Origin of the sequence: Rhodococcus sp. NPDC080181 (genome assembly GCF_040702225.1) — a bacterium.
Lineage (GTDB): Bacteria > Actinomycetota > Actinomycetes > Mycobacteriales > Mycobacteriaceae > Rhodococcoides > Rhodococcoides fascians.
Window position 1 is genome coordinate 135,798 of record NZ_JBFBKN010000001.1, and the last position, 13,154, is coordinate 148,951.

Here is a 13,154-nt window from a genome sequence, read left to right on the forward strand (position 1 = left end):
GATCAGGACGCGACGACCTGCAGTGTCGAGCCCGCGCGTCCACGCTTGACGTAGAGGCGGCTCGGAATGCGCTGACGCATTTCGTCGACGTGACTGACGACTCCGACGACGCGGCCGCCCGCACGTAATTCGTCGAGCACGGCCATCACCGATTCCAGCGTGTCCGCATCCAGCGTGCCGAACCCCTCGTCGATGAACATGGTGTCGAGCACGACCCCGCCGGATTCGGCGGCCACGACATCGGCGAGACCCAGCGCGAGCGAGAGCGACGCCAGAAACGCCTCGCCGCCCGAGAGCGTCTTGGCCGAACGCACCACACCGGTGTAGTCGTCGCGGATGTCGAGACCGAGTCCACCCCGCTTTCCGCGAAGGCCGGCCTCGTCGGAGTGCACGAATTCGTATCGACCCGAGGACATCCGACGCAAGCGTGCCGATGCCGACTCGGCGACGTCCTCGAGACGGGACGCAAGCACGTAGGACCGCAGCGACATCTTGCGTGCATTCTGCCCACGCCCGGCGACCACATCCGCCAAGTTGGCGAGCTCGTCGAACTCGGCGCGTTGCGGCGCGATGGCCGCAGCCGCCACGAACAGTTCGGCGATCAACCGCTCGAGCTCGTCCGCGCGTCGGCGACACTCGGCCACCTCCCCCGCGGCAACCTTCGCCGCGCCGTCCAGTTCGGCGAACCGGGCACGCAGCGGATCCAGGTCGATCGGCGGTTGCCCGCTCTGGGCGACGATGCCGGGTTCGAGCAGCACGTGTTCGGCGTGTGCCCGACGCTCCTCCGCGAGACGAAGTTCGGTCTCGATCTGCTCGACGCGGTCCTTGGTGAGAACGGCATCTGCTGCATCGGCGGAATCGAAGTTCGATGCCGATACCCGTCGATCCAGTTCGCCGCGCAGCGCGGCATGCTGCTCGCTGGCGTCGAGCCAGGCGATTCGCGCTTCCTGCAGTCGGCGGGCACCGTCGATCAGCTTCTCGCACTCGGCAATTCGCTCCGTCAACGATGTGCCTTCGGCAATTTCCTCGGCTACCGACGCTCGCATCTGCGCCACCGATCGCTCGGTGGCTGCGATGCGTTCGTCGAGCGCGCTGCGCCTGGCGACGAGATCCTGCAGCGTGACCGCCAGCGCATCCGACTCGGCGCGCAGCCGGCGCAGCTCGGTCGTCGCCGGGTCGAGGTCGGCGGCCCTCGCTCGGGCGTCTCGGACGGCAGTCGTCGCCGCATCGAGGGTGTGAGCAAGCTCCGCGGCGGAGGCTCCGCCCGTCCGGTCGTGCAGCAGATCGACCGCACGACTGGCGTCGGCGACGGCCGCGATCGACCGTTCCAGCTCGGCAGCGCATTTCCGCTCCGCGGCAGCGGCCTTGTCCTCCTGCGCTTTCGTGACCGTCGACGTCGCGGCAGCCGCCGGATTCGGGTGTTCGGCCGACCCGCACACGACACACGGCGCACCGGACTCGAGGCGGGCCGCCAGCTCTGCGGCCATGCCGTCGATGCGGCGTTCGCGCAGCTCGAGCAAGTGTTCCCAGGCGCTGTTGCGCGCGGTTGCGGCACGGTCCCTGACGCGTTCTGCCTCGACGAGAACGGCTCGGGTCCGCACCAATTCGAGGGCCGACTCAGCGGCCGCCTGAGCGCGGGCGCACCGCTCGTCCAGTCCCGGAAGCTCGGCAGCGGCCGCAGCTGCGCGCGCCACCCGCGCTTCCACAGCGGCGAGGGTTTCGGGAAGTGTCGCCTGTTTCGTCGTCGTGCGTTCGATGGCAGCAACGGTCTCGGCGCGCTGTGCGCGCTGTTCTGCGAGCTCGGCGTCCAGCCGGTCGGCCTCACGGGCTGTCCCGAGCAGCGACTGCAGCCGTGCGACATCGGTGGTCCATGCTCGCACGAACTCGGCAACCACTGCCCGCTCGTCGGCCGGATCGTTCTGTACCGGCGGCCACTGCAGTGCGTCGTGGAAGCGCCTGCCCTCTGCGGACGTCGGCAGTGCCTGTTCCGCGGCGGTCAGCGCTGTGGTGGCCGCATCTGCGGTAGTGGCGGCAAGGCGCAGATCGGCGACGGCGTCGGCGATGGGACCCGCAGCAGCAGAATCGGCCAGTTCCGCGCGTCGCGCTGCTCGGGCGGCTTCGCCGTCCCGGTACTGCGCGAGTTGCTCTTCGGCGATGGCGCGTCGGCGCTGCAGGTCCAGGGCGCTGATGGCCTCGGCCAGCGCGGCGGACGCACGCCCGGCTGCCGCGTCGACCAGCACCGCACGACCCTGGGCGAGAGTTCTGTTCTGCCGTGCACCGTCCAGAACCCGTGCCGCCCATTCGAGGGGATCCTGGGCCTGCTCACCGGGCGCGGCGTCGTCGGTGGACGGCTCGGGTACGCCCGCGGCCTGGGACACTCTGCCCAGCATGATGTCGATGGCCTGGTCGGCGTCGGCAAGACCGGCGGCCAATTCTCGACGCCGCTCAGCGAACCATTCCTCCACGTCGCCGAATCTGCCTGTGTCGAAGAGTCTTTCGAGTAGGTTTCCTCGCTCGTCGCTGTCTGCTCGCAGAAACTTCGCGAACTCGCCCTGCGGCAACAACACCACTTGAAAGAACTGATCGGCACTCATTCCGAGCAACCCGTTGACCGCGTCGCCGATCTCGTTGAGCCGCGTCAAGTTCTGCCCACGCCCATCGAGCCACGTGAGACTCGCCTTGGCATGCTGCTTGGTGGTGCCGGCAGTCCTGAGCTTGGGGCGCAGAAACTCCGGACTGCGCACGATCCTGATTCGTCGCCCACCGAGCGTTGCTTCGAGGGTCACCTGCGGGACGGCACCTCTCGCGGCGTGGTCGGACAGCAGCCTCTTGCCCTCCCGCCGTGCTCCGGGAACGGTGCCGTAGAGCGCAAAGGCAACGGCGTCGAGCACTGTCGTCTTCCCGGCTCCGGTCTGGCCGTGCAACAGAAACAACCCGTCGGCTCCCAGCGCGTCGAAATCGACCGTCTCCGTTCCCGCGAAGGGGCCGAAGGCGGTGATCTCGAGTGAGTGCAGCCTCATGCAGCGCCGCGGTCGACGGTGCTCGCCGGTGTGCGCGTGGATTCGGCCTCGCGCTGCACGGAAGCAAGAGCGCGCTCGAAGAGCGCGGACTCGGCTGCGGTGGGCGCGCTCCGCATGTCCGTCAGGAACGACGTCGCGATCTCGAGGTCGCTGCGGCCGCGGACACGATCGCGATACCGAAGCCCCCCGTCGTCTTCGGGTCGACGCCACTCGAGATGGATCGCGTGCCGAAAACGCTGTTGCAGCAACCGCATTGCATCGACAGGACGTACCTCGTCGGTCAGCACTGCCGAGACGTAGTGGTCCTCGTATTCGGAAAAGGCTGCGTGAGTGGTCAATTCCTCGACCGTGCCCTCGATGCGGGCGAGACCGCGAACCACCGGTAAGTCCACTCGATCGACGCTGCCGAGCCCGTCGGCGTCGAGTTCGAGAATCCACACGGCCTTACGGTGCGAGCGTTCGCCGAACGAGTAGGGCAACGGGGAGCCGGAGTACCGGACCCGCTCGGTGAGTGTCTGCGGAGAATGCAGATGACCCAGGGCCACGTAGTCGACGCCGTCGAATGCCGATGCCGGTGCGGTTTCGATTCCCCCGGACGAAATCGATCGCTCCGAACCTGTCGCTTCGCCGCCGACGATGAACGCATGCGCGAGGACGACGGACCGAACATGTTGCCCTGCTTCGTCTCTCGCTGCGAGGTCGGCGCGCACCAGGTCCATGGCAGCATCGAGCACCTCGGCGTGCGTCCGTGCCGCCGGAACGTCGAGTTCGACTCGGGTGGTCTCGGGCTCGAGGTACGGAATGCCGTAGAACGCAACCGATCCGTGCTCGTCGTCGACGACCACCGGGGTTGCGACGTTGCCGACCTTGGTCATCAGATGCAGTCCACCGGCCGAGGCGAACGCAGCTCCGGCACCCAACCGAGCGGGCGAATCGTGGTTACCCGACGTCGCGACGATGACGGCTCCGGCGGCTCTGATCGCTTCGAGTCCGCGATTGCAGACCACTACGGCATCCGCGCTCGGCACGGCGCGGTCGTAGATGTCACCCGGGACGACTACCACGTCGATCGACTGTGCGGCAACCAGTTCCGCGATGGACTCGAGCACTGCGCCCTGATCGGCCAACAGGTCGACACCGTGAAAGGTGCGACCTATGTGCCAGTCCGAGGTGTGCAGGATTCTCATGTCGACGACGCTATCGGCAACCACCGACAAACTATTCGAGGCTCGTCGGCCTGTCGGGCGTGAGCATCGACCCACAGCTCGTCTCGCCCGAACTTGTCGGTGGCGTGCTGCATCATCGGCACCATGAACATTCTCACCGCGCTCGGCCTGCTCGTCGCCCTCGCCATCGGCGGCGTGGTGGGGTGGCTGTTGCATGCCTCTCGGGTGGGTGATCGGGCCGTACGAGCGGAGGCACAGCTGGCGGCTCTACGCCAGAACGAGGCGCTGCTTCGCCAGTCGCTGAGCGCGGTGAACGAGGATTCCGCGCGGCGCAATTCGACTGTCATCGGCCAACAGGTGTCCCATCTGGTGGAGCCACTGCACGACGCCGTCGACGCCCTGGCCGAGCACGTGCGAGAAGTCGAGCACCACCGCATCAGGGCGTACGCGGGGCTGTCGGAACAGGTCACCGGAATGCATCGCGCGTCGATGCAGCTCTCCATGCAGACCGGACAACTGGTCACCGCACTGCGCGCACCGCAGATCCGAGGTCGGTGGGGCGAGATCCAGCTCGAACGGGTCGTCGAACTCGCCGGAATGGTCAAGCACTGCGACTTCGACACTCAGGTGAGCAAGGACGGCTTTCGACCCGACATGATCGTTCGCCTCGCCGGCGATCGGCAGATCGTCGTCGACGCCAAGGTGCCGTTCGCGGCCTACCTCGACGCCGCGCAGGACGAAGAACCCGGTGCTCGCGACAAACATCTGCGCCGCCACGCCAAGCAGTTGCGCACCCACATCGATCAACTGGCCGACAAGGCCTACTGGGAGGCGTTCGAGCCGACGCCGGAGTTCGTCGTCCTGTTCGTTCCCGGCGACCCGTTTCTCGACGCTGCGTTGACGTCGGATACGAGCCTGCTGGAGTACGCCTTCGGTCGGAACGTGATTCTTGCCACCCCGACCACTCTGGTCGCTCTGCTGCGCACCGTCGCGTACACCTGGAAGCAGGAGTCGATCGCCGAGGACGCGGCGCGGATCCACCAGCTGGGCCGCGAACTGTACGGCCGCATCGGAATCGTCTCGACACATCTCGACAAGCTCGGAGCCCACCTCGGCAAGGCCGTGGAGTCCTTCAACTCCACCGTCGGGTCGGTCGACAGCAGGGTGGGTGTCACCGCACGCAAGCTGCACGAGCTCGAGCTGTTCGACGCCGAACCGGTGGAGATCGCACGCGTGGACGAGCGTCCCAAGCTGTCCGATTCGTCCCGCTACCGGCACGACTTCGGTCATGTCAGCGATGCAGTGGGCTGAACTACGGCTAACCTCGAGGGGTGTCTACCTCCCAACGTGCCCGATCCGGGGTACCGCTGGATCACCGATCCATCCTCGCGACCCTGCCCGGCGTACCAGCGTGGGGTGCCGTTGCGATCGCCGCAGGGCTGACCTTTCTCGGATTTCTCATCGACGCCGCGCGTGGAACCGAGCTGACCGGTGCGTTCGCGTTCCTCTACATCCTCGGCTGCATCGCCGCGGTATTGCTGGTCCGCTACCGCGGACTGTTCACCGCGATGGTCCAAGCCCCGTTGATTCTGTTCGTGGCAGTGCCGCTGTCGTACCAGTACTTCACCGACAACGCGGGCACCAGCCTCAAGGACATCATCCTGAACGTGGCGATTCCGCTGGTCAACCGATTTCCGCTGATGCTGCTCGGCACCCTTGTGGCCGTCGGCCTCGGCGCCGTACGCATCGTGCTGAAGCGGCAGAACACGCACGCGCCCGCAGTTCGACGCAGCACGAAGACCGCCGACACACCTCGGCGTCGCACGAAGTCGGAAGACGCCCCTCGTCGAAGCACCAAGGCCGGAGACTCCGCTCGCCGGAGCCCGACCTCCGAGGACGACACACTCACCCGGGCACAGCGGCGAGCGCAGGAAGACCGTCCGTCGCGCGCTCGTAGCCGTCGAGCTGCGGCGGACCGTGACGACGTGTCCGCGGTCGAGGCCACCGACATCGTGCCCGAGCCGTACGTGGGCCGCCGAGGAACCTCTCGCGCCGCAACCGACTCCGGTGCCGCGCCACGACGGTCGGCAACAACCCCCGGGGCGACGCCCGGATACGCACGTCAGGCGAGTCCGCAGCCCGAGTACCAGCGGCCCTCCCGCTCCCACGCCCAGTACCCGCAGGACCGCACGCCCCCACCCGGCGTAGCACGCCCGTCGCGGCCGCAGCCGTCCGAGGCACCGTATTCGACGGAACCTCGCCGGGAGCGTTCACCTCGGGTTCAGCCGCCGCGGGACGCCGTCGATCCGTACTCCAGCAGCGCTCGGCACACAGTCGAACCGGTTGTGAACGACGCGCCGCCGAACGTGCGCCGTGACGACATTCCTCCGCATCCGGTGCCGCAGGTTCGGTACCGCGACCGCCACGCCGACGACTGACCCCACCGATACCGGCCGGTCATGGACCGGTCAGCGTGCGGGGCGCAGCTCGCGGGGCAAGGAGAAGACCAGGGTCTCGTTCGCGGTGGTGACGGGCTGCACGTCCGCGTATCCGTGCTCGGCGAACAGGTCGATGACGCCCTGAACCAGGATCTCCGGCACGGACGCTCCCGACGTGATGCCGATGGTCTCGACGCCGTCGAGCCACGCCAGGTCGATCTCTTTCGCGTAGTCCACCAGGTAGCTGGCCCGTGCGCCGGCACCGAGGGCGACCTCGACCAGACGCACCGAGTTCGACGAGTTCTTCGAGCCGACGACGATCAACAGATCGCACTCCGGTGCCATCGCCTTCACCGCGACCTGACGGTTCTGCGTGGCGTAGCAGATGTCGTCGCTCGGCGGATCCTGCAAGGTCGGAAAGCGCTCCCGCAGCTTCGCGACCGTCATCATGGTCTCGTCGACGCTCAGCGTGGTCTGCGAAAGCCAGATGACTTTGTTCTCGTCGCGCACCGTGACGCTGTCCACCGATTCCGGGCCGTCCACGAGCTGGATGTGCTCGGGTGCCTCACCTGCGGTGCCCTCGACCTCCTCGTGGCCCTCGTGGCCGATGAGCAGAATGTCGTAGTCGTCTCGGGCGAACCGCTTGGCTTCCTGGTGCACCTTGGTCACCAGCGGGCAGGTCGCGTCGATCGTCCGCAGGTTCCGCTCGGCGGCAGACGTGTGCACCGCAGGCGAGACACCGTGCGCCGAGAACACCAGCAGCGAACCCTCGGGCACCTCGTCGGTCTCCTCGACGAACACCGCACCGCGATCGGACAGCGTCTCGACCACGTGCTTGTTGTGCACGATCTCTTTGCGCACGTACACCGGCGCACCGTGCTGTTCGAGTGCCTTCTCGACGGTCTCGACGGCGCGATCCACGCCCGCGCAGTAGCCACGCGGCTCGGCGAGAAGCACTCGCTTACCCCCGGCATGCGCGGTCGTGTGCGAGCCGGCGGAGTGTGCGATACCAAGATTCAAAGGAACGGCCGAAGACATACCTCCCAGGATACGTGCATCGCAGCAACCGGGTCATTCCGCAGGCCCTGGCCTGTCGGCTACCCAAAGACGACGACTTCGGGCAGTCTGGTGTGCATGACTCGACTCCCCTTTGCGGCGCGGGTGGCTGCAGGCGTCGCCGTGACCGTCGTGGAAGAGGCCCGCAAGCTTCCCGGTTCCGCGTTGATGTTGCCGATGACCGTTGTCAGCGAGGCGTTGGCGCGCGGCATGCGGCTGCAGCAGCAGGTGACAGCCCTCGCCATCAAGGGCGATCTGGTCATTTCGGCTCTGCCGGTGATCGGAACTCCACGCGAGGAGCAGCCGTCGTGGGCGAGTTTCGACGAGGACGAAGACGACGAGTTCCCGGCCACGTCGAGGTTCGACTCCGCAGCAGTCACCGATGACGTCGATGTTCCCGACGCACCGGTGGCCGAGCCCATCGCCGCGAACGGACGATTTGCTCTGTACTCGACGCCTCCGCTGGACGAACCGGTGCAGGACACGTCGGCGAAGCCCGCAGCAGCTGCGACGAAGCCCGAGATCGTCGAGATGATCGACTTCGACACTCTTGCCCTGGCTCAGTTGCGCGCACGGCTGCGCACGCTGTCCATCGAGGATCTGGAAACCCTGCTCGAGTACGAGAACGCGACGTCGGCTCGCGCACCGTTCCAGACCATGCTCGCCAACCGAATCACCACCGCCAAGGCGAAGTGAGCACTCCCCCCACTCAGTCCGGCCCCGCCCCATCCGGTGCGAGCACCGCCGAACAACCATGGCCGGTGCGCACCGTCGCGATGAAAGTCGCCGGGTGGATCGACAAACTCGGCAGCATCTGGGTCGAGGGTCAGCTGACGCAGATCAACGCCCGCCCCGGCACGCGCACGGCATTTCTGACTCTGCGTGATCCGTCGGCGGACATGTCGTTGTCGGTGACCTGCTCGCCGCAGCTGCTGGATCGTTCGCCCGTTCCACTGACCGAGGGCGCGCGCGTCATCCTCTACGGCAAGCTGTCGTTCTTCACCGGCCGTGGCACCATTTCGCTGCGCGCCACCGATATTCGCGCTGTGGGTGTCGGCGAACTACTGGCCCGCATCGAACGGCTCCGGGCTCTGCTGGCGGCCGAAGGACTGTTCGACCCGCGACTCAAGCGTCCGCTGCCGTTCCTGCCCGGCACCATCGGGCTCATCACCGCTCGCGCCAGCGCAGCCGAGAAGGACGTCCTCACCGTCGCGCAGAGGCGTTGGCCCGCAGTGCGATTCGAGGTACGGAACACTCCGGTCCAGGGTCCACAAGCGGTGCCGGCAATCCTGGACGCGTTGAAGGATCTGAACGACGACCCGCGCGTCGACGTCATCGTCCTCGCCCGCGGCGGCGGTAGCGTCGAGGATCTTTTGCCGTTCTCCGACGAGGCACTGTGCCGAGCCATCTCACGGGCGACGACGCCGATCGTCAGCGCCATCGGACACGAACCCGACAGTCCCCTCAGCGATCACGTCGCCGACCTGCGCGCCGCCACCCCCACCGATGCCGCCAAGCTCGTGGTGCCCGACGCCGTCGCCGAACAAGCGTTGGTCGCGGAGCTGAAGGCCAGAAGCGCTGCAGCGCTGCGCAATTGGGTGGAACGGGAGGCGCGTGGGCTGGAGATGCTGCGGCATCGACCGGTGTTGGCCGATCCGTTGGCGGCCCTCGAACAGCGTCGCGAGGAAGTTCGGCGACTCGCCGATGCAGCTCGACGCGACGTGCAGCGCGAGCTGACCACCCAGGACACGCTCGTCGAACATTTGCGGGCGAGGCTGTCGACGCTGGGGCCTGCTGCCACACTTGCCCGGGGCTATGCCGTCGTACAGCGGGTGGTGCCGGGTGCCGATCCCGAGGTATTGCGTTCGGTCGAGGACGCGCCGCCGGGTACACAGATCAGGGTGCGGGTGGCCGACGGTGCCGTCACCGCCGCAGTAATGGGCCGAGTGAAATGACAGAGGGAGATTCGATGAGCGAGAACGAAGACAAGCCAGTGTCCGAACTGGGCTACGAGGAAGCCCGCGACGAGCTGGTCGGCGTGGTGAAGATCCTCGAGCAGGGCGGGCTCGACCTCGACGCTTCCCTGGCCCTGTGGGAGCGCGGCGAACAATTGGCGACGCGCTGCGAAGAACAACTGGCGGGCGCACGCAAGCGCATCGAGACCGCGCTGGCGAGCACCGAGAACGACAGCTAGGGCGCGAGCGGTTCGGTGGCCTCGACCGCAGCCGCGAGAGTGGTGAATTCCTCGGTGTTCGCCGTGCCGCCCAACAGGATTCGCACGTCACCGAAGTCCGAGACCCAGTAGGTGCGCGAGCCTTCCTCGCCGTACACGACCCAGTCTCGACCCGAGACGTTCTGCGCGCCCGACGCGTACACTGTCTCCCCGGCCACGAACGGCACCACCAGTTCCTCGGACGCGGCCGTCTGAGTCAGTTGCAGGTACGCACCCGATCCGGTGATGTATCCGACAGTCGACGCCGCTCCACCGCTGTCACCGGAAATGGTCGCGCGGCTCCCCGAATTGGGCGTCCATTCCTCGGGAACGACCGGGTTGCGCACCGGGAACCCGATTTCGGCAGCGTCGTACTGCAGTGCCGAGTTCACGTCGAAGTTGGGAATGGGTCCCTGCTTGGGTCCACCCGGGCTCAACGAGCACTGACTGGCCACGCCTGCGATCAACAAACACGCAATGACCAGCGGAATCAGCGACCAGACCATGTCGCGGTTGTTGTTGAGAATCCGAGGTTTGCTGTTTGCCACATCTCCAGTATCCCCTCTGTGCGGCAGTGCTCGGTCGGCGCGTACCTCACAGTCGACCCGACCCCACCGCGGGCATCACAGAAGTGAGATAATCCTGCCTGGGTAACACCCCACCAACCAGGAGGCTACAAACCGATGACGGCCAGCACCGAGTCCACTCGCGCCATGGCGCCAGATCGCAACCTCGCACTCGAACTCGTCCGCGTCACCGAGGCCGGTGCGCTCGCCTCGGGTCGCTGGGTCGGTCGGGGCGACAAGGAAGGTGGCGACGGAGCAGCCGTCGACGCGATGCGTCAGTTGGTCAGCTCGGTCTCCATGCGCGGCGTCGTCGTCATCGGCGAAGGCGAGAAGGACGAAGCGCCGATGCTCTACAACGGCGAGCAGGTCGGCAACGGAAACGGACCCGAGGTGGACTTCGCCGTCGACCCCGTCGACGGAACCACCCTGATGGCCAAGGGCATGCCCAACGCCATCTCGGTACTCGCCGTTGCCGAACGCGGCGCGATGTTCGACCCCTCGGCCGTCTTCTACATGGAGAAGATCGCCGTCGGACCCGATTACGCCGACGTCATCGACATCACCGTCCCCGTCGCCGAGAACATCGCCCGCATCGCCAAGATCAAGAAGGGTTCCGCCTCCGACGTGACGGTGTGCATCCTCGACCGCCCCAGGCATGCCGAACTGATCCAGCAGGTACGCGACGCCGGATCACGCATCCGGTTGATCTCCGACGGTGACGTCGCCGGTGCCATCGCCGCCGCTCGTCCCGACTCCGGCACCGACATGCTCATCGGCACCGGCGGAACGCCCGAGGGCATCATCGCGGCCGCCGCGATGCGCTGCATGGACGGCGCGATCCTGGGCCGTCTGGCACCCACGGACGACACCGAGAAGCAGAAGGCCATCGACGCCGGCCACGACCTCGATCGCGTCCTCGACACCAAGGACCTCGTCTCGGGCGAGAACGTCTTCTTCACCGCCACCGGCGTCACCGACGGCGACCTGCTGCGCGGCGTCCGCTACGCGGGCGGCGGAGCCCACACCCAGTCCATCGTCATGCGCTCCAAGTCCGGCACCGTACGCATGATCGACGCCTACCACCGCCTCGAGAAGCTGCGCGAGTACTCCTCGGTGGACTTCGACGCCGACGAATCCGGCCAGGCACCGTCCTTCTGATCCCCGAAACCACGACTGGCAAAGTAAGGCTCATGACGCAGACAGACGAACAGCAGTTCCGGATCGAACACGACACCATGGGAGAGGTTCGCGTCCCCATCGACGCACTCTGGCGTGCCCAGACGCAGCGTGCGGTGGAGAACTTCCCCATCTCGGGCCGCCCGCTCGAGCGCACCCAGATCCGCGCGATGGGCCTGCTCAAGGCAGCCTGCGCGCAGGTCAACAAGGATCTCGGTCTGCTCGACGGCACATTGGCCGACGCGATCATCGCGGCAGCCAACGAGATCGCCGAGGGCAAGCACGACGATCAGTTCCCGATCGACGTGTTCCAGACCGGCTCGGGCACCAGCTCCAACATGAACGCCAACGAGGTCATCGCGTCGATCGCCAAGGCCAACGGCGTCGAGGTGCACCCCAACGACCACGTGAACATGTCGCAGTCCTCCAACGACACGTTCCCGACGGCCACGCACGTCGCCGCCACCGAAGCAGCCGTCACCTCCCTGGTGCCCGCGCTGCGGCACCTGCACGAGGCTCTGGTGACCAAGGCCACCGAGTGGAAGCACGTCGTCAAGTCCGGACGCACCCACCTGATGGATGCCGTCCCCGTCACTCTCGGTCAGGAATTCGGCGGCTACGCCCGGCAGATCGAGGCCGGCATCGAGCGCGTCGAAGCCACCCTGCCGCGTCTGGGTGAACTGCCCATCGGCGGTACCGCCGTCGGCACCGGCCTCAACGCACCCGACGGCTTCGGCCCGAAAGTCGTTGCTGCTCTGGTGAAGTCGACGGGCATCGACGCCCTCACCGCCGCCAAGGATTCGTTCGAGGCGCAGGCCGCTCGCGACGGACTGGTCGAGGCATCCGGCGCACTGCGCACCATCGCAGTGTCATTGACCAAGATCGCCAACGACATTCGCTGGATGGGATCGGGGCCGCTCACCGGACTCGGCGAGATCGCACTCCCCGACCTGCAGCCCGGCAGCTCGATCATGCCCGGCAAGGTCAATCCCGTTCTCCCCGAGGCTGTTACCCAGGTCGCCGCACAGGTCATCGGTAACGACGCGGCAGTGGCATTCGGCGGAGCATCGGGTGCCTTCGAGCTCAACGTGTACATCCCGATGATGGCCCGCAACGTTCTCGAATCCTTCAAGTTGCTCGCCAACGTCTCGGTGCTGTTCGCCGACAAGTGCGTCGTCGGTCTCGAAGCCAACGTCGAGCACCTCAAGACCCTCGCCGAGTCCTCGCCGTCCATCGTGACGCCGCTGAACTCCGCAATCGGCTACGAGGAAGCGGCCGCAGTCGCCAAGCAGGCACTGAAAGAAAAGAAGACCATCCGCCAGACCGTCATCGACCGCGGACTGATCGGCGACAAGCTCAGCGAAGCAGAACTGGACAAGCGCCTCGACGTCCTCGCCATGGCGAAGGTCAAGGACTAGTTTCGCTGCTCTACCCGCCGGACCCGCAGGACCCGCTGCACCCTTGAACGCGCCCGCCCCCGGTTGGATCAATGTGGGTTTCAGTCACTCTGACTGCAACAA

11 protein-coding genes are annotated in these 13,154 nt (G+C 66.7%); 7 read left to right on the forward strand and 4 right to left on the reverse strand.

Annotated elements, in window-relative coordinates:
* Positions 1–2 precede the first annotated feature (2 nt).
* On the reverse strand, positions 3–3,020 hold the full coding sequence (locus AB0O58_RS00675; protein WP_283550876.1) for an SMC family ATPase: 3,018 nt from the start codon (positions 3,018–3,020) through the stop codon (positions 3–5).
* Positions 3,017–4,207, reverse strand: a complete 1,191-nt coding sequence (locus tag AB0O58_RS00680; RefSeq protein WP_032400269.1) for an exonuclease SbcCD subunit D — start codon at positions 4,205–4,207, stop codon at positions 3,017–3,019. Before AB0O58_RS00680 ends, AB0O58_RS00675 begins: the two co-directional genes overlap by 4 nt.
* Before the next feature lie 123 nt (positions 4,208–4,330).
* Here AB0O58_RS00680 and AB0O58_RS00685 point away from each other — a divergent pair, with 123 nt between their 5' ends.
* Positions 4,331–5,497, forward strand: coding sequence for a DNA recombination protein RmuC (locus tag AB0O58_RS00685; protein ID WP_032375526.1), 1,167 nt, complete (start codon positions 4,331–4,333; stop codon positions 5,495–5,497).
* Positions 5,498–5,517: 20 nt separating this feature from the next.
* Entirely contained in the window at positions 5,518–6,624 is a 1,107-nt protein-coding gene (locus AB0O58_RS00690; protein WP_032369676.1) for a DUF6542 domain-containing protein, read from the forward strand.
* 30 nt (positions 6,625–6,654) lie between these two features.
* Here the strand turns inward: AB0O58_RS00690 and AB0O58_RS00695 are convergent, their stop codons facing one another.
* The gene (locus AB0O58_RS00695) at positions 6,655–7,662 is read right to left on the reverse strand and encodes a 4-hydroxy-3-methylbut-2-enyl diphosphate reductase (RefSeq protein ID WP_283550877.1); all 1,008 of its coding nucleotides are present in this window, start codon (positions 7,660–7,662) and stop codon (positions 6,655–6,657) included.
* Positions 7,663–7,758: 96 nt separating this feature from the next.
* Here AB0O58_RS00695 and AB0O58_RS00700 point away from each other — a divergent pair, with 96 nt between their 5' ends.
* From AB0O58_RS00700 to AB0O58_RS00710, 3 genes are read left to right on the forward strand one after another with little or no spacing between them, the layout of a single operon-like run.
* Positions 7,759–8,376 (forward strand): lipid droplet-associated protein, encoded by a 618-nt coding sequence (locus tag AB0O58_RS00700; RefSeq protein WP_032400241.1) that lies wholly within the window; start codon positions 7,759–7,761, stop codon positions 8,374–8,376.
* The gene (xseA, locus tag AB0O58_RS00705) at positions 8,373–9,635 is read left to right on the forward strand and encodes an exodeoxyribonuclease VII large subunit (RefSeq protein ID WP_027498132.1); all 1,263 of its coding nucleotides are present in this window, start codon (positions 8,373–8,375) and stop codon (positions 9,633–9,635) included. The genes AB0O58_RS00700 and xseA overlap by 4 nt, the downstream gene beginning before the upstream one ends.
* A gap of 14 nt (positions 9,636–9,649) precedes the next feature.
* A complete protein-coding gene (locus AB0O58_RS00710; RefSeq protein WP_027498133.1) occupies positions 9,650–9,874 on the forward strand; it encodes an exodeoxyribonuclease VII small subunit in 225 nt (74 codons plus the stop codon).
* On the opposite strand, the gene AB0O58_RS00715 is transcribed toward AB0O58_RS00710, so the two are convergent.
* Positions 9,871–10,440, reverse strand: coding sequence for a DUF4245 domain-containing protein (locus tag AB0O58_RS00715; protein ID WP_027498134.1), 570 nt, complete (start codon positions 10,438–10,440; stop codon positions 9,871–9,873). The genes AB0O58_RS00710 and AB0O58_RS00715 overlap by 4 nt on opposite strands.
* A 135-nt stretch (positions 10,441–10,575) precedes the next feature.
* Here AB0O58_RS00715 and glpX point away from each other — a divergent pair, with 135 nt between their 5' ends.
* Positions 10,576–11,616 carry a class II fructose-bisphosphatase gene (glpX, locus tag AB0O58_RS00720; protein WP_027498135.1) on the forward strand — a complete coding sequence of 347 codons (1,041 nt, stop codon included), beginning with the start codon at positions 10,576–10,578 and terminating at the stop codon, positions 11,614–11,616.
* 32 nt (positions 11,617–11,648) lie between these two features.
* Positions 11,649–13,052 carry a class II fumarate hydratase gene (locus AB0O58_RS00725; protein WP_032369679.1) on the forward strand — a complete coding sequence of 468 codons (1,404 nt, stop codon included), beginning with the start codon at positions 11,649–11,651 and terminating at the stop codon, positions 13,050–13,052.
* Positions 13,053–13,154 lie beyond the last annotated feature (102 nt).